Origin of the sequence: Bacillus cereus group sp. MYBK101-2 (genome assembly GCF_051918845.1) — a bacterium.
Classification (GTDB): Bacteria; Bacillota; Bacilli; order Bacillales; family Bacillaceae_G; genus Bacillus_A; species Bacillus_A paranthracis.
This window is the reverse complement of record NZ_JBQAIE010000006.1, coordinates 78,673-99,777: the sequence shown is the minus strand read 5'-3', so window position 1 is coordinate 99,777 and position 21,105 is coordinate 78,673. Positions and strand designations below refer to the sequence as shown.

Sequence of the window (21,105 nt, the reverse complement as noted above, 5' to 3'; positions counted from 1 at the left end):
TTCAGTTCATTATATTTTGTACTTTGTCTTTATACACAACATATTCTTTACCATCCACTACTGCTACTACCGCAAATTCATCATTTGGATTGAATGAAAGCCAATCAGCCCACATGTTAGTATTAGCCCCTCCACTCCACATATTATGAACAGTGTTTTTAGTTAAATTCATAACTTTATAAGACGCATTTGGCGCATTTGTTCCAGTCTTTATTTCAAAAGTGTATGCGTTATGAATTTTTTTATAAAAGTAGAAAACGTTTGATGGACGAAGCTGATTCAAAAAATCCTGTTCTTTTTTCTCTGCAATTTTTATCCCTTCTTGCAAAGTGACAACATCTGTTTTTAATGTTTTCCAACTGTTTTTCGCTGCATTCAAGCTAGGGGTTAAGAATTTATATTTATTTTGATCAGCTTTTTGATCAGCTTTATCAATATGTCCCAGTACACCCGAATAATGAGAATCTAAATCCTCCCATTGTGTAGACATATAAGTAAGAGCAGTGATAGCACTATCAAGCATACTATGCATATCACTAATATTATGAAATGCAACTCCAACTATACGATTCAATGTTATTTTATAATCTACAGTCTGACGTAATTTTGCTAATTCAGGTTCTAGCCAACCTAACTTACCTCTTGCATCACCTATCATTATGCCACCAGCAATCAAGGTTGGAATAAAAGGGATTTTCACCATGTCTAACCCCTTAGATTCTATGTCTTTCTGATATTTTACTTGTCCTAAAAGGTCCTCTAGACGCTTTTGGTCCGCCTCCACATCAGCACCTTGATTTTTTAAAATCGATTGCAATGTCTCTTTATGACTTCCAAATGTTCTAACATCTTCTCCAATAGCATTTTTTAATTGAATTAATTCTTCTATTAATGCTTTTGCAGACTTTTGATTTTGTTGAATTCCTCCTTGTAAATCTGTAATCCCTTTTTTTAAAGTATCTCCATTTCCAGTATTGATCGCCTCTACTAATGTTTCATAATGATTTTCAAATTTTGTATCGTATTCTATAATGCCTGTCAATGTATCAAAAAGATGTTTTTTTACTTGTGTATTCCATGTAACAGCATGTGCTCTTGCATTCTTTTGATCTTGTACAATTTTACTAGGTAAATCTGCATTTCCATTAATAGTTATTCCTTCAAAACTCACATCTGGATTATGAATTAGCAAATAAGAATATTCATTCATAGCTTTTGCAAATAAACCAGCATCTTGCAAAGCTTTTTTCATCTGTTCTTCATTTGCTGAAAGAGATATATTTTCATTGTTCGTTTGTTCAATTTCAATTGCAAAAGTTTCTAGTGGTATGACTGCATAAGTAGTTGTTATAGTTAAAAACGCTGATACAGCGAGTAGTTTATTAGGGATTTTTTTCATCATTTCGTATTCCTCCTCTATAGAGTATGGTTTCAAGTTCTAATCTTCTTAAAAAGCGATGTCTTTCAAAATAAGTTCTACATCTTTTATCACTATCGTTTGAACTTTCTTTAGCAGCCTTCAAATCATTAAGTATTAAAGAAAATGTATATAACCTGCTTCAAATTAACCGATTCTGTTGCAAATTTAAAAAAGCAATGAAACTACAAGCTTATTTTTTATTCGAATCATACTTATATAATTGAAAGGCGAAGTCTTTAATGAGACTCCGCCTTTCTGTTATATAAGGATTTATTAATTATTACTTTTCTGTTTAACAGTGTAATCATAGACTTTCTATGTTTTAGTTCACTTTACAACAGAATTAATATTTCCCTATTTTTGTGGAGTAACAGTTTCCACTTTTAATTCCTTTATTCCTTCTTTTAATGTAACAGCATCTGTTCGTAATGTTTTCCAACTTTCTTTCGCTGCATTTAAATTAGGTTTTAAGAATTTAAATTTATTTTGATCGGCTTTTTGAGCTGCATTCTCAATATGCCCTAGAACGCCCGAATATTGAGAATCTAAATCATGCCACTGCGTGGACATATAAGTAAGAGCGTTAATAGCATCATCAAGCGCCTTGTGCATTTCATTAATATTACTGTAAGCAACTCCAACTACACGATTTAAGGTTACTTTATAATCCACGGTCTGACGTAATTCTGCTAATAAAGGCTCTAACTTACCTAAATTATCCCTTGCTACTCCCACTATGATACCGCCAATTATTGGTAGACCCAAAATAGCACCCTTCATTACATTAAACCCATCAGATTCTAATTGTTTATAATAGTTTACTGATCCTAATACTTCTTCTAGACGCTTTTGATCGGCATCAACATCTGCACCTTGATTTTTTAAAATTGACTGCAAGAGCTCTTTATTACTTCCAAATGCTCTAACATCGTGTCCAATAGAGTCTCTTAATTTAGTTAATTCTTCTATTAGTTGTTGTGCATACTTTTGATTTTGTTGAATTTCACCTCGTAAATCTGTAATCCCTTCTTTTAAAGTTTCTCCATCCCCTGTATTAATCGCCTCTATCATTGTTTCATAATAATTATCAAATGTTGTATCGTATTCAACAATACCATTCAGTGTATCTAAAAGCTGTTTTTTTACTTTCGTATCCCAAGTAACGGCATGTGCCCTTGCATTCTTTTGATCTTGTACGATTCTACCAGGTAAATCTACATATCCATTAATGGTAATTCCCTCAAAATTCACATCAGGATTCTTAATTAACATATAAGAATAGGCATTCATAGATTTTGCAAATAATCCAGCCTTTTGCAAGGTCTCTTTCATTCTCGCTTCATTTGCAGAAAGAGCCGTATCTTCATTGTTCGTTTGTTCAATTTCACTTGCAAAAGTTGTTACTGGTGAAACTACATTAGCAGTTGTAATAGTTAATAACGTCGATACAGCGAGTAATTTGTAAGGGATTTTTTTTATCATTTCATTTTCCTCCAATTTAGGTTTTAAATTTCAGTTCTACTCCTGTTTAAAAGCAATATCTTTTGAAATGAATTCTGCATCTTTATGAATATCATTCCAACTTTGTTTAGCAGCTTTTAAATCATCTGGTATTAAAGAGAATTTGTGGTCTTGCATAGAATCGATATTATCCAGTAAATCCGTATAATTTGCGCCCATTGTATTCCATTGCTTTTGAATATTTGTTAGAGACAATATCGCTTGATCTACAGTCTGGTATAAATATGCCAATGTTTCTTTCGCGTTAGTAAGCGAAAGAACTGCTTGATTAGCACGATCTGCTTTCATACTTAATTCTCCGATTTTGTTAGAAATTTCGTTATAGGAGTCCATATGCTTAGATGCTGTAACACCAGCCGCAGTTCCTAGACCGATACCAGCTGCTCCAAGAGCTGAAAGTCCACCAACAACAGCTGGTGTTGCTGTACCGCCAGTGACAACAATAACTACCGCTCCTCCAATAGCTGCAATAACTAAAATAGCTGCTCCCAATCCACCACCAATTGACCATGCTAATACATCATCAAAATGTTTTTTCTGAGTAGAACGAAGTTGCTCAATTTCAGCTTGAAGTTGTGGAATCGTTGCCTGTTGACCTGCTAATATTGCAGTTAATCCACCTTTCCCATCTGGACCACCAACATTATTTTTAAAATCTGTAGAATTTTGATATAGTTTTCCTTTGAAGTCTTGTAGCATCTTAATCACATCTGTAACTTCTTTTGAATTTGTATTGATTGTAGTAATTAAATCATTTATGCCCTCTTTTAGACCTGCCTTATCTTTCTTTTGTACAGTTTCTACTAATGTGTCGTAATAATTTTGAAATTGTTCATCGTAATTTACAATATTACGAGCAGTTTTTTGAATCTGCGGCTTCGCTGTATCTAACCAGTAATTCGCATTGATTCGTGACAGCTCTTGATTAAGGTGAATATTTTTGAGCAACTCTCCCCCCTCTGAGCCTAAATCGATATTAGATAAATTTACATTTGGTTGCTTAATCATTGTTTTTGCGTATAAATCCATTACTAGAATATGAGACCCTGTTTCAGCCAATGCTTTCTTCAGTCCTTCGGGGCCTAATGCATAATTGCCTACTTTTTGTTCTTGAGCGGTCGTTTCTTGTGCAAATGCATGAATAGTGTTACCGGTAGTAGCAGTTATAACAGTTGCTAATGTAGCTAAAGTTAGTACTTTGAATGGAAATTTTTTCATGACTATTCTCCTTCTTTCGCTATATGCTTATACTCTTTGTAGATTACTAAAACGTAATATCAAAATTTATATACTTGCTCTTCAAGGTAACTTATTACATTTTTTAATTGTCTTAATGTATCTTTTTGAGACTGCTCGTTAGTTGTATCAACATTAGTAGATAATTTTGTAATGCTATTTTTTATTAGATTTAAATCTTCTTTATAGCGCTTTAGTAGATCAAGTTCTACATCTACTTGATTTGCAAACGTATGCAAATCATTTTGTGTAAGAAGAAGCATTGATTTTTGTAAATCAGCTATTGATAATTTCGTTGTTAAATCATATATTTTTTGATTTTGTTTCTCTAAATCATCTAAATATGCTCGCTGTTCTGCTGTTAATTTATTTACTTCAGCAAAAACGCCAAATGTTTTCTTAATCTTTTCGGTATCAATGACCTTCATCAGGTCATACTCTTGTGTTTTTGCTGCGGCTGCGGCTGCTATTTCACCTTGTTTGCTTTTCTCAATTGCTTCACGAGCTGCTTTTTTTGCTGATTCAATCTCTAGAGCAGTTTTACCTTGTTCTGTCGCTTCTTGCGCCGCTTTTTTCTCCGCTTCTAGAATAGAGTTGTTAATTTCTTTTCCTTTGTTATACGCTGCCACCCCTGCTTGAGCAGCTGGTTCAATAATTTCTTTTGAAAGACTATAAACTTCTTTGAATATAGCAAATCCCTGCTCATTTAAAGCCCCTGGTATTAATGCAATTTGCTGTAAATCATTTTGAATTGCTTTTTTGGTATTTAATATTTCATTTTTTAACTGATCTATTTTTCCTGTTCCATCTGTACTTAGTATGCCTTGCGCAGTTGCCACATTAGTATCAAAATCTTTTAATTTTTTATCAAGCTGTAATTTAAGATCTGTTAATTCATTGATTTGTCGTTGCGCATTTTCTTGATTCGTCATAGCCATTTCTTGAAGTACTTCAAGTCTATCCGAAAACCCTTCTCTATCTTCTTTATTGTCTACAAACGATTTTAATGTCGGATAATAACTATTAAATTTTGTTACAAATCCTTTACTTTTTGAATTTAATAGAATTAACTGTGGATAGAGTTCCGATGACCATTCCTTCATATCTTGTTTGATTAGGAATTGATTCGTATTTAAAGCTGGGACTTCCTCTAGCTGTACATTAGGACTCATTAAAGATTGATCAATATACGTTTGGATTAATTTAGATTGCGCACCTAATTTTCGTAATGAAGAGGAAATATCCATGCCTGCCTGTTGAGTTTCCGCTTGAACGATTGGTGTTGCGAGAGTATTGATAGGAATAGTTGCTCCAGTTACAATGGATGTGACTAATAATCCTGTCATTATTTTAGTTTTCATTCCGTACACTCCTTTACCATTGTTTTTATAACTTAATTCATATAACTTGTACGACCGCTCTCTTTGTAAACTGGATAAGAAGGAGAAATCTTTCAGATACGTTAATATCGTTGTTTTTTACTTCTAATAGGATGTAAGGATTTTATTTATCTCTCATTTCGATACTCTATTTTTTAAAATATAAATAACAAAAATTTATTAACTATATTTGAATCAGGCACCTTATGAGTAGTAAATTATTAATTCTTTCCTAAAGTTGCGGTTTAACTTACAGAATCGTGAGGATCAATAAACCAATGCTTACAGTTAATCTTGTCATAACATTGTTTAATTTCAATTTGATAATATCCCTCTTAGTTTTGTCAGCAAACTCCTTACTAGACAACGAAAGATGAAATTATACTGTACATTGCTTATACTTTTATTGCGGAATAACTTCACTTTTGTTATGCAGAAACTTAGAACACGTTTATTACCAATTTGATTCTTGACCTCCTATAAACAAATTGACTATTTAGAAAATTATTAACGACATAATGTTACTTACAACTTCACTATAATTCCTATTAGCGTAACCTTCTCCTTTCTGTCTGGTCATACCAGTTATGTTGTTCATTAAAACATTAAATTTTTAATGCGTAAATAGAAAAATTTTGTCGATTAAGCTCGATAATTTACTGTTAAATAAAAATATGCCCCGAAAAAAATTATATAAATATAGTTATTCGTAAATTTCATTTCTGTAATTGGAATGATTACAAATTAATGTGTATACGATTAAAAATAACTATTTTAGCTCAACCAAGAAATTTTATTTTAGAAAAAATACTTATAGAATAATATAATAGGTCTTTTTATACTTTTTTACCTTTATTTAGTTATGTATAATTGCATAACATGTAGATATATTTAGTAATATATGTTATATTGTTGATTTTTTCAAAAAACATCCTAATATAATAATTAATAAATATTTAGTATGAAGATATTAGTCTATAAACTTATCATCGTTATAAACATAGGTTTTAAATTACAAAAAAGCTGCAAAGTTTCCTTGGAGCACTTTGCAGCCTTCTATCTTTTTATTTCCTTTAACAAAATAATGGTTAGTGAATTTTCATTTTTTGGGATACTTATACCCCTGTTTAAGTCTTTACATTGGAGACAGTATATAACAAGCTTATATTACTGTATATTTTTCACGGTACTGCCTAGGAGTCATACTAGTGATTTTTTTGAAAACTCTTATAAAATAACTTTGGTCATTAAAGTTAAGCCACGCACAGATATCTGATAACGAATAAGTAGTGAGTGTTAATAATTTTTTTGCTTCTTCCACTCGTTCCCTTTGAATATATTCGCTCAAAGTAATTCCCATTTCTTTTTTAAATAGTTTAGACAGATAAGTAGGCGTAATTTCTAAATGATTAGCAAGTTCATTCAGAGATATTCCATCGTAAACATTTTTATTAATATGTTTTATACATGTAGTAACCGCGTAAGAATACTTTTTTGCATTGTATTCTTTCACACGATCTGCAAAGGTACGTAAAGCGTCCCCTGACAATCGCTTTACAGATTCTACATTATCTAATTGTTCTAGGGTTTGTATATATAAAATACTATGAGCAAAAGCAATATCTGGTGGCAGGTTTCCTTCTATTGCATATCGAGTGGCTAAGGTAATCGCAATAATTCCAAGGTTTTTTTGATTCCTGAGCGGATCCTCTATTAGCATAAGTTCAACATCTTCTTGCGAAACCGCATACATATACTGTATTAACTTTTTTTTATTCCCTTCTTTGATAGTCGAAAAGAAATCATTTACTAATGCCATATTGTGCGTTTTAGGTTTGTTTTGTCGGCGTTTTAAAATATATAAATCAGGTTTCACAATTTTATTAGGAACTTCCTCTAGTACTTTATTTTTTTCCAAGACAATATCTACATCTAACTTTTCATTGAAAATCATGTAATGTAATAAAATTCCCATATCAATTAATGTAGTTTTTTTAATCTCAGATAAACACTGATAATAGGCAAGTCTTTCTTGAATGTTATCATTTGATTTAAATTCTTTCTGAAATTTTATGATCATATCATCTGAATCTTTTGAATGTATAGTAGGACCGATTATAATTGTCCCTTTAATATCATCATGATTTTCTATATGAATTAGAACAAAATTTTCAAGATAGTTGTTACTTCGGAAAAGTGGCAAGTTACAGGGATCGTTTTCTTGATAAATATCAGTAAGATGTTCTTCTTTTGAAGCATAAAAAGGACTACAAACATTATCAGATGTAGAATGATATAAAATTTTTCTGTCTGTAGACAAAATATGCACAGGGGCATTAAATGCTTTATGTGCAAGATCACACAAGTGTTGTATATCGATGGAAGTATTCATTACATTCTCCTTTATAGATCCATAAAATATATTCTGTTACATATAATTCACGACAAATAATACTATAAAATATCAAATTAGTACAATTCACAACAAAATATTACTATATCTTTTTTATAAAAATCATATATTATTTAAGTTGTAGTTAGCATCTAAATATCAGAGTAGATAAGTAAAGGAAATACACTAAGTTCTTTTCTTAATTCTACAAGATATATTATTGAACTTGTGAAAACAGTGAAGTACTACAAAATACAGTGGTAGTCAATGCGAGGACCAAGCTGGAAAAAGATTTAAAATACAGCGAAAGTTACAGGAGATACTGTACCACCGCAAGAAACAACAGACAAAGTTCCAATTCAATCACTTATACAAATTGAATTCCAAAAATAAATACTGCTAATTTAAATGTGAAACTGAAAAACCACTTCGTTCCAAATTTAAAAAAAGATAATAACGAAGTCATAAAATTGGAAACAGCTGAAAGTGATAAGGCTATTTTTGAAGCACTATGCTTTGAAAAGTACAAGGTGAAGGAAATTCAAGTACTCAATTAAACTTTTAATTGAGAGAAAGGTCTTTTCATCAACTAAAAATAACGAATGGAATATTCAAAAAAATGGCATTATATTACTGGTCGCAACATTAGTTTTACTTATTCTATAAAAAAAGAAATATCTCTTAATAATCATTACCTTATATCGATTTAGACATAAAACATTTTATTATATTGGCTTAAGTATTATGGAATTAAAATTACAAATAACATCAAAACTCTTTTAAGGGCTCATACATCGCTTGTATTGAACAAATCTTCTTTCGATACCTATTACATTAAAGCGACCACAAAAGGTTATTACAAAGGAATCTGAGATGTTTTTTCAATTTCAAAATTTATTTTTTTTGTAAATTAAAGGAAAAATAATCCATATATATATATACGGATTATTTTCTTAGTGTAATCTGTATTGACCTGTTAACTGTTTTTCAGCCATTCGAACTAAGCGTTTTGTAATCTCTCCACCGATCGAACCATTTACAGATGATGATGTATCAGGTCCCAGTGTGAATCCTAGTTCAAAAGCAATTTCATACTTCATTTGCTCAATAGTACTTGTAGTAGCAGAAGTAAGAATTTCATTTGTATTACTTTTGTATCTTTGAATATTTATAATTGCACTTCCAATATATTTATAAATAACATGTGCCTAATTATGCTATTTAAGCATGAGCAACCTAATTTCTTCTAGTACTTTTATGGGAACTCTTTCTCTCCCCTTATTCCACCAATTAAATTTGAAACACAAATGTACATTGCATTTCAATATAACAACAAAAGCTACAAAAGCAACGAATTTACTACTTTAAAGTTAAGTGTTTAACCTTGACGTACTTAAATTCTTTTTTCCAGATAAAGCATACATTATATCTTGATGCTTGATTGTTCTCTTATAATTATGTGGTATCGGGAATTTGTTTCGGTGTTCTTTCATTATAATTAAAGTTTGAAGTTCTATGCTCAATACTTTTGCGAGGACATGATAGTTATATCCATTGTTTAACAGAGAAATTATGTCATAAAACATAGTTTTTCCACCCACTAATTTTACTAATCTATTCTTTAACTCATCCCTTTTTTCTTTAGCTTCATCAATTTCTAACAACATGGATTTTTTATTTGTTTGCTTAATGTATTGAGTATATAACTCTGGGAATTCTTTTTGGACTTCTTTGTTTAATACTGGTTTATATTTAATCATATAAGTAACTTGTAACAATGAGCGTTTTAACAAACTATCTTCAATGAGATACGCTACTTTATTAAATAAATGTACATATTCCTTAATATTGGAATAACTATTAAAATGAGCTAATACTCTACTTTTTATACTAAAAGCCTTGCCTATATAAATAATATTGTCATTATAATCTTTAATAAAATAAATACCACTGTCATCTTTTTCTAATTCATTATCCAGTTCTTCTAGACTCATAAAATGCAATTCACTCATACTTTCCTCTCCTTATTAGTTTTAAATCATGAAAAACAGGCAAGGTTTCTAAAAAAGGCACTCAGCTGTCCTAGGATTTTTCATTTTATTTCTTGCTAAATGTCAAAAAACTGTTTCTATTTTACTCAACTATCAATATGATTATTAATAAAATTTTCTATCATTATTATCTCGCAATTTTATCATGTAATTTCGAGATCGTTTCCTCATTTAAATTACTGTGTTTTATCGAATAAAAGAAATATATGACCGCCCCAATAGTAATCCAAATACTAAAGTACAACCATGTTCTTAACGGTAAATTTAGCATTAAAAACACACAACAAACAATTGAAACGCTTGGTAATACAGGTACAAAAGGTACCATAAATCCACGTTTTAAATTTGGGTGAGATTTACGGAGAATAATAACTGATAGACAAACTAACGCAAACGTCACCAAACTACCTATATTAACTAAATTAACCAATTCTTTCAAATCAATAAACCCAGCTATTATAGAACTCCCTATTCCTGACAATCTAGTTATAAAAGTGGGTGCTCCAGTTTTCTTATTAACTTTCGCAAATGATTTCGGTAACAATCCATCACGACTCATTGCAAAGAATACTCGTGTTGCCGCATACATATTTGAAAAAATAACAGCCATAAGGCCAATTACAGCACCTGCAGCAATTGCACCAGCGACTTTCCCTTGTCCTACAACTTCCATTACATAAGCCATTGCCTCAGGAACATTTAATTCTTTATAGGAAACCATTCCTGTCATAACAAGGCATACCATAATATAAATAATTGTACATATGATTAATGATGCAATAATACCGATGGGAAGATTACGTTTCGGATCTTTTACTTCTTCTGCTGAAGTTGCTAATATATCAAAACCCGTAAAAGCAAATAAAATAGCTGCTCCACCCGTAAAAATCCCACTTAAACCGTATGGTGCAATTGGTATCCAGTTCGTTGGTTTTACATAGAATATACCAACTGTAATAAACAATAAAATCATACCAATTTTAATCAATACCATTATATTATTGATTCGTTTACTTTCCCTCGTACCACGGGATAACATCCATGCCAATATCAATGTAATAATTACTGCTGGTAGATTCACAATACCACCATGCGAAGGAATCGTTACTAGAGCTTTAGGTATCTCTAATCCAAATCCCTTTATTAAATTGTGGAAATAGCCTGTCCATCCAGCAGCGACAGCTGCTGTTGCCACGATATATATTAACAGCAATGACCAACCTACTAGATGAGCAACAAACTCACCAATTGTTGCATATGAGTACGTATATACACTACCAGACGCCGGGAGTGTAGAAGCAATTTCTGCGTAACATAATGCTATAAATCCGCATATAATTGCTGCAAGTACAAATGAAAAAATAACTGCTGGACCAGCATCTCTTGCTGCTACTAATCCAGTTAAGACAAGAACACCTGTTCCAACTATCGAGCCTACTCCTAACATAATTAAATCAAATGCTCCTAATGTTTTCGTTAAAGTCTTGCTTTGATTATGCTCTAACAATTGTGTAACGGATTTCTTTTTTAGTAAATTACTCATATTTTCTGTATCCCCTTTAAAATAAGGTTTGTTCATCTCGTTAGTGTTGTATATAAATTTACTTAGTTATTAACTAGCCTCATAATATTTCTTTTACATTAAATAGATTTGAAATATTATATAAATTCGCTTCTCACTTACTAGTTAAACTAGACATTTCCATAGATTTTTGCATACAACGTTTCATAGCTGAAATGATAGCTGTTCTTAAACCTTTTTCTTCTAGCGTTACTACAGCTTCTATCGTCGTTCCACCTGGAGAACAAACCATATCCTTTAATTCACCTGGATGTATTCCTGTTTCCAATACCATTTTTGCAGAACCTAATACAGCCTGAGCCGCAAATTTATAAGCTTGTTTTCTCGGCATACCGCCAAGTACAGCAGCATCTGCCATGGCTTCTATAAACATATACACATATGCTGGAGAAGAACCACTAATAGATGTAACAACATCCATTAGTTTTTCATTTACGACCTCCGTCTGGCCGAAAATATTAAATATGTTCAGTACCTCTTTTATATCTTTTTCTGTAACCATTTCATTAAAACATAACGCAGACATTCCTTCTCCAACAAGTGCCGGTGTATTAGGCATTACTCTAACAACTTTTAACTTTCTACCAAATTCATTCTCAGTGCTCTTAATACTTTTTCCTGCAGCAATAGTTACAACGATTACATCATTTTTTATTTGATCTTTTATTTGGTTAATTACCGATGAGTATAAATCTGGTTTGATTGATAAAATTAAAATGTCAGCACTGTTAGCGACTTCATTGTTGTTAGTAGTTATAGTTATGCCATATTCATTACTAGCATTTTTTAAATTAATGACGTTTAAATCTGAACAAATTATTTGATCTGGAGAAACTATATTTTTTTTAATCATCCCACCTATCATAGCAATACCCATGTTTCCACATCCGATGAATCCTATTTGTTTATTCATAATAATTTGCTCTTGCTCCTTCTACTCTAAATTTTATTGATTTTGAAATTATTATTCTAAATAAGGGCTATTACAATTACTGGGTTTATCAATAGAATTTAAAAATTCTCCTTCCTATATAGAGCTTACATATACCTCTAATAATTACTTATTTTCAAAATCCCCTTCTATTTGCACTGCTTTCGCTTGCACTTCAAACTCCCTCCTATTCAAACTTGTAAAGGATATATAACGATTCCTCTTTTTTTCCTAACGCTAAATAAAACACCATTAGTAACGGTTGTTATTTACTTTATAGTGCAAAAGAAGTGTATAGGATAAAGAATGAACTTTTAATAAAATCATTTCTTTAATCTATAATAAGAAGGACATAAAAAAACAAAAAGTTACAAAAATTTTCAAATTAAAATTTTCGTAACTTTTTGTTTTTGTGTAAATATAAGGTCAATTGAGACGTCTCACCGTTTTAAACTTGATGCTCCATAATCTTGTATAGTTGCATTTATATGATATTTAATCGGTACTTTACTAAATGTTCGATCCCAATCTTTTTTGACTTTCTCCCATGTTCTCGGGTGCTTAATTCTTAATTGGTTTCCAAAACCCGCAATATCGACTTGATATTCTTTTTGTATTTTTTTTGTAACATGATGTACTAAGTGCTTTACTTCTTTTTCAATAGCTTTTTCTTCTCTTTTAAAAAATTCATTTTCAAAATCTTTTCCTGATTGCATCCAATTTTCAGACAAACGCCCTTCTGATTCAATGTTTACATCAAAGGAAATATTATTTCCGTTAACATGTGGTATGATTTTGCTTTTTATTGACTTTATTTCGTATATAATGAGTTTCTTTGATTCTTTATCAAAAGTTTTTACCACACCACCATTCCTTTTTCCGTTTATCCATACTACTCCTTCCAATTCCTGTTCATTTAAAAAGCCTATCAACTTTTTTGTCTTCCCTTTAATTACAGCAGCTCCTGCAAATTTTGTTTCTCCTTGTATCGAGATTACATTTTGCAAAAGAAAACTGGACCCTGACCGCATCTTTCCTTCCAATTTAGCGAGCGATACAGGAGGTAAAATCCTTGTTGTTCTATTTCTATTATCTGCAATTCCAGACAAACGAAATGCTGGGATTTCTCCTTTTTTGTTTGATTCCAGTACCTCCTTCGCTAGACCCTTGCTAATTAAGAGCATACAGCTAAGCCGAACTTCATTGTCACGGAGATACTGTTCAAGTAATTGTTCTAAACTGTATGTACGTACAAGATTATCACTAATAACAATGTTTTTTAAATGTGGGCTGAACATTGTGCTCTCTCTTTTCAATGAAAACTCACGAACAATTTGATGAATGGAATCACCAGTCTCAGAAACATTTATATAACGTTTTTGTTGTCCATTTCCTTTACTTTGTGCTTGCGAACTAACAATTTGATAAGTAGCTGTTATAAGGTTTCTTTTAGGATAACCTCCTTCCTCATCCTCTTTCTCAATTATTGAATCCTTCCCTTTATCTAGTGCTATACCTGCAGTTAAGCTCAACTCTTCTACTTCTTTACTGCTCCAACATCCTGTTAAAAATAGAAGCAAAAGCGTCCCTAACAAAGCCAAATAGAACCGCATATAATTAAATTTATGTTTCACACTACTCCTCCTTTTAATCGCGTAATAATAAGAAGAAGCAGTGGTAGTAAACCAAATAAAAATAATGCAACATTACCGAGCATATCCCCCAATTTAAGCAAGTCATTTGTATTTTTCGAAGTCATAGCAATGATGTAAATGATTGGAATCAAAGCAAAAATAAACGGATGAATACTCTTTTTAAAGAGTTGCGCTAATCCTAATGCAGCTGCATAGTAACTAATCGTATAGGTAGCAAATATTTGCATAATCCATATTACAAGCAGTAAAGATTCAAAACGTTCAAATATCAAACCAGAAATTTCAAAACTGCGCATAAGGTCAATTGTCGGCCATGTTCTTGTTACAACCCCATCAATTGATAATGCACCAATGACCATTACAACAGTTATTACATAAAAGATTAACGGTATAGAAATTCCAACTAAAATAGCTTTTACTGCTTTCTTTCGTTGTTCCATAAATACCAAAAGAATTAACATAATTTCAGGACCTGTATATGCGAGAGACGTTGTTTTTATCCCATCTAACACTGGTTTAATTCCCAAACCTAATACGGGACGGAGATTATCTATCTCGAATATTCCGATACTCATAAAGGAAATGATTAAAAAAATAAAAACAGTAATAGGAAATATTATTTCAAACATCCGTGCAATTGAATTAATACCACCCATAATCAAATAGAGACCTATCCACATAAAAGGCATAACAATAGCCCATGTGGGGGTTCCTTCGAGCAAAAAAAAGCTTATTACTTCTGCCATTGAACGAATTTGAAATGCTGAAGTTGTAAGAAAATACCCTATAATAAGAAAACTAAGCAATCTGCCTATCCATTTCCCTACAATATCTTGACTGTATTGGTAAAATGTTTTTTCTGGAAACTGCTGACTTAATTTGACCATAATTACTCCTGAAACCATTGCGAGTATCCCACCTAATATCACACTTAACCATACATCTGGTGTTTTCACTTTTTCCACAGATGCTCTGGGCAAAGTGAGAATTCCTGTCCCAAGTATGTAATTTACAATTATAACAACTGCTTGTGAAGTTGTTATTCGATCTTTAGGTATAGTAATCACTGAAGGTCACTTCCTTTCGTCATCAGCTACCTTTTGCGGATAGTTTTTTTGGTATGCATTATTTTCGGTCGACGTCTCATTATTTTTAATGGCATGCGAACCATAAAATCTTTCCAGTCACTGAATCGATATGGAACAGCAGGGCTGGTATAAGGAACGCCAAAACTTTTCAGTTTCACTAAATGACTGCAAAGTAAAAGAAAGAAGAGAATAACTCCATACAAGCCAAATATCGCAGCACAAAACATAGCTACAAAACGAAGAATGCGTAACGTAATTCCCACACTATATTGCGGAATAGTAAAAGAAGAAATAGCTGTTACCGCAACAACGATAACCATTATTGGACTAACAATTCCTGCTTCTACGGCAGCCTGACCAATTATTAAACCGCCCACAATTCCCATTGCCGGTCCAATCGGTTTAGGCAGACGTAAACCTGCTTCTCGTAAAACTTCGATAGCTATTTCCATAATTAACGCTTCTATTAAAGCGGGAAAAGGAACTCCTTCTCGCGATCCGATAATAGAAATAGCGAGCTTAGTGGGAATTAATCCTGGATGAAATGAAATGAAAGAAATATACAGTGCTGGAGCAAATAATGAAACAAAAGCTGTCATGAAGCGTAATAAGCGGAGAAGTGTACCAGGAAGCCACCTTTCATAATAATCTTCTGGTGATTGCAGCAGCATGCTAAATGTAACTGGAGCAATTAAAACAAATGGTGTTCCATCTAACAAAATAGCTACTCGACCTTCCATCAAAGCACTAATAACACGATCAGGTCGTTCTGTATTTTGAATCTGCGGAAAAGGACTTAGATAATTATCTTCAATAAGTTGCTCTATATAACCAGATTCGAGTACACTATCTATGTCAATTTTCTGAATTCTACTTTTTATTTCTTCCACTAATTCTGTACTAGCAAGATCGTTAATAAATGCGATAACTAACTCTTTCTTTGCACGTTCTCCTACTGGTAGCTTTACTAATGATAAACTCTCATCCGCACAATGTCGTCGCAAAAGTGAGGTATTATCACTTAATACTTCAGTAAAACCGACCCGTGGCCCTCTGACTAATGCCTCCGATACTGGTTCTTCAATGTTTCGTTTATTTGCTTTTGTTGTACCAAGAATAAACACATCTGCTAAACCATCAATTAAAAGAGCTGTTGAACCTATCAATACTTTGGGTATTAAATCTTTTATGTAATGGACTTCTGCTACTTCACTAATTGTAAGAACTTTATTTTTAATATATTCTTTTGAAACAGTCCCCTCCACATAAGAAGATTCATTTTTATATTCATCAGAAAAATCATCCATTAGTAACTTCATAATGTGTTTGTCAATGATCTCTTTATCTGATAGACCATCAACAAAAATGATCCCAGCTTGAATATCTGTGCGTCCAATATTAAACTTCCGAAAACGAACATCAGAATTATGTCCGATTTGTTGCTTTATAAGTTCTAAGTTAGAGGCAAAATCATTTGTGAAATGAACGATTGTATTTTGAGAAGGTTTATACTCTTGTTTCGTTTTACTTTGAATATTATTTTTTTTCACTTGTTTGTCTCTTGACTTCCACCAACTCATTCTTCCCACTCTTTCTCTGACATACGAACCCAATGAAAAAATCTTGAGATAGTATACGGAATTAAAAACAAGATAAAAGCTTGTACAAAGACTTTCCAATCCGGAAGATAAGAAGTAATTATGTTCCACATTTTTATCACCCAATTTATATACTCTGCTAGGATTGAGACTTCTAAAGAACGGTATGTACTTAATAAAAAATAACTGTAAGATTAAAGAGCAGAAAAGCAAGACATTATGCTTATTTCGTACCAATAACCTAGTTAGTATAAAAACATTTCTGACCTAAAATACCATTTCCAATTATAATTTGTTAAATATTATCTCCTTTTCCCTTATTTATATGCCCGCATTTGAATTTCAAATAATATAAGGATCGATGATATTTCCTCTTAAAGAAAAAAAGATGCTAGAAGATAGCATCTTTTTTCAACTCAACTTACTATGTATTTATATTTTATTGTGGAAATACTCGTTTTTTTTAATGAATATTAATGTTTAAAAAAATAAAAAATACATATTCTTTTGTTCTAAGTTCATACACTTCTACCAAATCGATACGGAATTTTCTGATTTTAAAATCAATATGAAATAAAGGAAAATCCACTCTTAGAAAGACTATATAAAACAAATAACATGAAAACAACTATCAATCTATTAATTGAAAATACTAATGAGCAAGAGTTTATCATCTTAATTCCAAGTGTATTCGTTTTGCTTCAAAATAAAGAACTTGAATAAATTTTTTCGTATCAATACGAGCAGGTAATGTTGGTTCATTATTCAATTCTGTCATCTTTCTCCTTACGGTAGTAAAATCAAAAAATCTAGAAGCATAATTTTCGAACTTCGGGTTTAAAAAATCAGTAAGTCCAAGGGAAGCTAAATGGTTTAATGATTGATATATCGCTCTCCGAATCCGTTGTTTGGAAGCTTCTATGAACCTTTTTAATTCGGCGTCTTCAGCTGAATCCCCAAGTTTTTTTTGAGCTAAATTCATAAAAATCTCTTTTAGTGAAGGAAAACCTTGTTCCAACGTGTTATCTTGTTCATATTTATATAAATAATCTAGCATATCCATTAAATCTTTACTTCCACTTTCACTGGCTATTCCTAATTCAGACAAAAGAAAATGAATGGAATTTTGAAAGTGATTAAAAGTATTTAAATGTTTTTCATTACGGTATTGTTCTTGCGTACTTGCATTACTATCCAATTTTAATACCATATTAAGCGATTCTTGAATGTTTTTTATCGATTTTTCCAAACGAATTCGTTCAATGACTTTCCGAACAACTGTTAATACTTCAATTCTGTTAATTGGCTTAATAATATAGTATTCAACGCCAAGCGAATAAGCTTCAGCAATTAATTCTTTTGATTCTACTTGAGAAACCATGATGATTTTTCCTTTAAACGAAGGCTTTATTTGACGAATTGTTTTTATTCCATCTTGAATCGGCATTAACAAATCGATAAATAAAATGTCAATCTTTTTAAGGGTTTGCATGTGTTGCTCTAAAGATAAACCATCCTCAGCTTCTCCTATAACCTCTCCAAGATCTTCATCCTCGATAATTTGAGCCAACATTGAGCGAACCGCTTTTTCATCATCTACTATATAAAAATACATAGAATCACCCTTTCGAAATTATATGATCAATCCCTAATCTAATTATAAAAATTGATCCTTTTCCTTCGGTTCTGTCCTCAAGCGTAACATCACCTTCTAGTTGTTCGACCATTTCTTTAACATACGATAATCCGATACCTGTCGATGGATTGCCTAAATCATCATATTTAGAAGTAAAACCAGGCTCAAAAATTGAATCTTTATATTTTGAAGAAATACCAGGACCATTATCGCCTATTTGAAATTCAACAAAATGGTGGTCTTTATTAATGTCAATTGTGATGGTTCCCATACCTTGGATAGCTTCTACAGCGTTTGTAACGATATTATTTATAATAGATAAGATTGTGTAAATATGATAATGAGCATGCACACCATCAATTTTATACACAAATTGGATGTCTTTCTCTAGCAACCGTGCATATTTCGTATTTGCCCGTATAATGATATTTACTAGTTCATGTACAGACATATAATCTGTAAAACTTTCATCAGAAATTAGTTTTGAAAGTCCCGCAAAAATACGTTGGTTATCCTTTTTAACGTCATGGACCTCGCCAGCAATTTGTAATGCCTGTTGCCTTAAATCCCCAAACTGAAAATCCATCTGTTTGTGCTCAAAAGAGTCTAAGGTTTTATATAAATCATAAGATTTTTTTGTTATATTCTCAGCATCTTGTAATGTTTTCTTTAAATGAACAGCATCTTCATATAAATTAGAGATAAGCATGAGCATGTGTTCATTTTGCTTCTTTATATGTCTCTCCCTTGATTGCGCTTCATACAATTTCATCATATTGAAAAAGCTTAGAACTATAAAACTATGGGAACATGCGATAACAATGATCTCATTTATTGCCTCGGATGTGATTGATGTTTTTAATACGAAATATTGAATCATTAATTCCACACAGTCTGACAGTATTTCAATCATGCAACCAATCAAACCAATCATTAGTGGTTGATGATAAAAACGTTTGATTTTTGCTAAATGAAAGAGATACGAATACGTAAAATAAAAGAAAAAACTAGGATAGTGAGTATGAAAAGCGGCTAGCCAATCCATATTTCCCTTTATAATGACATCCATTGAGATACGAAATACTACCACGACTATTGCTGTTAAAAAACCCGGTAAAAATGCTGGAATTCGTCGAAACAATAACAAAAAAAAGAAAAATGTTGGTGCACCAAAGCTCATTCTAAATGTTTCATTTAAAGGAAATGACTTTATTTCACCTACTAAGGGTACTGTAAGTATCATTAAAACGAGAATATAGATGTCTTTTTTTACTAAATTACTAAGATTCAAAATAATCACTTCTCACTTTCGCCTAACAGTCAGTATACAAACCTATTTGCATTAATACAATACTTACTCTATTTTTTTCAAAAACTGATAAATAAGATATAAACGAAAGCATTATAGATTGTGAGTATTCATTACACTCTTCTACTTTAGAAAGATACTTTATAACTCAAAAATGTTCAGACACAATATAAGGTCTGAACACTTTTGGACTCGCTCTAACACCAAAATATCTGTGCTCCTTTTTAAAATATACTTAAATCCCATTCTTTTGCAATATGTTCTAACAACATAATTCCTGGTAAACTATTCCCATACTCATCAATGGCTGGTCCGTAAATACCAATGCCACATCCATCTAGGAACGATAAATCCTTCCTAGATTTTGAGGGAACAAGTGTCATAATTCCGCCGGATACCCCACTCTTAGCTGGTAATCCAATGAAAGCAGCAAATTTTCCAGAAGCATTGTACATTCCACAAGTAAGCATTAAAGCTTTTGTTAACCTAGCTACTTCTTTAGGGAACACTTGTTCTTTGCGAATAGGATGATATCCATCATGTGCCAGTATAAGCCCTATTAAGGCAATATCTTCTGTATTTATTTCAATCGAACATTGTTTTAGGTAAACCTCTAGTGTCTCCTCCACATCTGATTCTAGAAAACCGTTCTCCTTTAAATAGTATGCTAATGCTCTATTACGATGAGCCGTTTCCCATTCTGATTGAAATACTATTTCATTAATAGCGGGACGCTTCTCTATCATTTTTTCAATTAATACGTATATAGATTCTAATTTTTCTTGCACCGATGTCCCTGGCAAAAGTGAAGCTATCGTAATTGCTCCAGCATTAATCATAGGATTAAAAGGTTTTCCTGGTTTATGTATCTCTAAACGAATAATCGAATTAAAGGCATCTCCAGTTGGCTCTACGTCAACTCGTTCTAATACATAAGAAATACCGCGACTTAAACAAGCGGCTATAAAACCGATTACTTTTGATATACTTTGTAATGTGAAAGGTATCTCCCAATCTCCTGACTTTATCATTGTTCCATCTGGCTTTACTATACAAATACCTAACTGCGATACATTTATTTCCCCCAGAGCTGGAATATAACTGGCGCTTCGTCCCTTAGCTGCATACGTTCGATAATGAGCTACCCATTGATCTAAGCAAACTTTTTCTTGACCCTCAACTTGAACGCTAGAATCCTTTATCATTTAATCATATTCCCCCGTACTATTAACTTTATATAGAATGATTTTTTCTTTACTATAATCAATAATATTTGCACTAGAACCAAGAAAAATATTCAGACATAT

Annotated in this window: 15 protein-coding genes; all 15 read right to left on the bottom strand. The window is 31.9% G+C overall.

Going from position 1 to position 21,105, the window contains the following annotated elements; genetic code table 11:
• Position 1: 1 nt before the first annotated feature.
• Positions 2–1,402 (bottom strand): hemolysin BL regulatory component HblB, encoded by a 1,401-nt coding sequence (gene hblB / locus ACTFSI_RS14285; protein WP_000976157.1) that lies wholly within the window; start codon positions 1,400–1,402, stop codon positions 2–4.
• Positions 1,403–1,774: 372 nt separating this feature from the next.
• Entirely contained in the window at positions 1,775–2,902 is a 1,128-nt protein-coding gene (gene hblA / locus ACTFSI_RS14280; protein ID WP_138321692.1) for a hemolysin BL binding component B, read from the bottom strand.
• Between the two features lie 36 nt (positions 2,903–2,938).
• Positions 2,939–4,159 carry a hemolytic enterotoxin HBL lytic component L1 gene (hblD, locus tag ACTFSI_RS14275; protein WP_000714437.1) on the bottom strand — a complete coding sequence of 407 codons (1,221 nt, stop codon included), beginning with the start codon at positions 4,157–4,159 and terminating at the stop codon, positions 2,939–2,941.
• A gap of 59 nt (positions 4,160–4,218) precedes the next feature.
• Complete coding sequence (gene hblC, locus ACTFSI_RS14270) at positions 4,219–5,538, bottom strand: hemolytic enterotoxin HBL lytic component L2 (protein ID WP_000850232.1); 1,320 nt, start codon at positions 5,536–5,538, stop codon at positions 4,219–4,221.
• A 1,180-nt stretch (positions 5,539–6,718) separates the two neighbouring features.
• Positions 6,719–7,948 carry a helix-turn-helix domain-containing protein gene (locus tag ACTFSI_RS14265; protein ID WP_001097928.1) on the bottom strand — a complete coding sequence of 410 codons (1,230 nt, stop codon included), beginning with the start codon at positions 7,946–7,948 and terminating at the stop codon, positions 6,719–6,721.
• 953 nt (positions 7,949–8,901) lie between these two features.
• Positions 8,902–9,120: an alpha/beta-type small acid-soluble spore protein gene (locus ACTFSI_RS14260; RefSeq protein WP_041184118.1), complete on the bottom strand. Its 219-nt coding sequence runs from the start codon at positions 9,118–9,120 to the stop codon at positions 8,902–8,904.
• 198 nt (positions 9,121–9,318) lie between these two features.
• Complete coding sequence (locus ACTFSI_RS14255; RefSeq protein WP_001292174.1) at positions 9,319–9,960, bottom strand: nucleotide excision repair endonuclease; 642 nt, start codon at positions 9,958–9,960, stop codon at positions 9,319–9,321.
• Between the two features lie 166 nt (positions 9,961–10,126).
• Positions 10,127–11,542, bottom strand: a complete 1,416-nt coding sequence (locus ACTFSI_RS14250; protein WP_138321686.1) for an amino acid permease — start codon at positions 11,540–11,542, stop codon at positions 10,127–10,129.
• A gap of 133 nt (positions 11,543–11,675) precedes the next feature.
• Positions 11,676–12,494, bottom strand: a complete 819-nt coding sequence (proC, locus tag ACTFSI_RS14245; RefSeq protein WP_001041295.1) for a pyrroline-5-carboxylate reductase — start codon at positions 12,492–12,494, stop codon at positions 11,676–11,678.
• A gap of 458 nt (positions 12,495–12,952) precedes the next feature.
• A complete protein-coding gene (locus ACTFSI_RS14240; RefSeq protein WP_138321684.1) occupies positions 12,953–14,146 on the bottom strand; it encodes a Ger(x)C family spore germination protein in 1,194 nt (397 codons plus the stop codon).
• Positions 14,143–15,234 carry a spore germination protein gene (locus ACTFSI_RS14235; protein WP_000628608.1) on the bottom strand — a complete coding sequence of 364 codons (1,092 nt, stop codon included), beginning with the start codon at positions 15,232–15,234 and terminating at the stop codon, positions 14,143–14,145. The genes ACTFSI_RS14240 and ACTFSI_RS14235 overlap by 4 nt, the downstream gene beginning before the upstream one ends.
• Positions 15,235–15,260: 26 nt before the next feature.
• Positions 15,261–16,835 (bottom strand): spore germination protein, encoded by a 1,575-nt coding sequence (locus ACTFSI_RS14230; RefSeq protein ID WP_138321682.1) that lies wholly within the window; start codon positions 16,833–16,835, stop codon positions 15,261–15,263.
• Between the two features lie 688 nt (positions 16,836–17,523).
• The gene (locus tag ACTFSI_RS14225) at positions 17,524–18,468 is read right to left on the bottom strand and encodes a response regulator (RefSeq protein ID WP_138321680.1); all 945 of its coding nucleotides are present in this window, start codon (positions 18,466–18,468) and stop codon (positions 17,524–17,526) included.
• 4 nt (positions 18,469–18,472) lie between these two features.
• A complete protein-coding gene (locus ACTFSI_RS14220) occupies positions 18,473–19,789 on the bottom strand; it encodes a sensor histidine kinase (RefSeq protein ID WP_138321678.1) in 1,317 nt (438 codons plus the stop codon).
• Between the two features lie 233 nt (positions 19,790–20,022).
• A complete protein-coding gene (gene glsA, locus ACTFSI_RS14215) occupies positions 20,023–21,003 on the bottom strand; it encodes a glutaminase GlsA (protein ID WP_440045439.1) in 981 nt (326 codons plus the stop codon).
• Positions 21,004–21,105 lie beyond the last annotated feature (102 nt).

Bases quoted from the DNA above. Each gene is read 5' to 3' on its own strand.
- hblB (WP_000976157.1), bottom strand. From the start codon at position 1,402: ATGATGAAAAAAATCCCTAATAAACTACTCGCTGTATCAGCGTTTTTA.
- hblA (WP_138321692.1), bottom strand. From the start codon at position 2,902: ATGATAAAAAAAATCCCTTACAAATTACTCGCTGTATCGACGTTATTA.
- hblD (WP_000714437.1), bottom strand. From the start codon at position 4,159: ATGAAAAAATTTCCATTCAAAGTACTAACTTTAGCTACATTAGCAACT.
- hblC (WP_000850232.1), bottom strand. From the start codon at position 5,538: ATGAAAACTAAAATAATGACAGGATTATTAGTCACATCCATTGTAACT.
- ACTFSI_RS14265 (WP_001097928.1), bottom strand. From the start codon at position 7,948: ATGAATACTTCCATCGATATACAACACTTGTGTGATCTTGCACATAAA.
- ACTFSI_RS14255 (WP_001292174.1), bottom strand. From the start codon at position 9,960: ATGAGTGAATTGCATTTTATGAGTCTAGAAGAACTGGATAATGAATTA.
- ACTFSI_RS14250 (WP_138321686.1), bottom strand. From the start codon at position 11,542: ATGAGTAATTTACTAAAAAAGAAATCCGTTACACAATTGTTAGAGCAT.
- proC (WP_001041295.1), bottom strand. From the start codon at position 12,494: ATGAATAAACAAATAGGATTCATCGGATGTGGAAACATGGGTATTGCT.
- ACTFSI_RS14230 (WP_138321682.1), bottom strand. From the start codon at position 16,835: ATGAGTTGGTGGAAGTCAAGAGACAAACAAGTGAAAAAAAATAATATT.
- ACTFSI_RS14225 (WP_138321680.1), bottom strand. From the start codon at position 18,468: ATGTATTTTTATATAGTAGATGATGAAAAAGCGGTTCGCTCAATGTTG.
- glsA (WP_440045439.1), bottom strand. From the start codon at position 21,003: ATGATAAAGGATTCTAGCGTTCAAGTTGAGGGTCAAGAAAAAGTTTGC.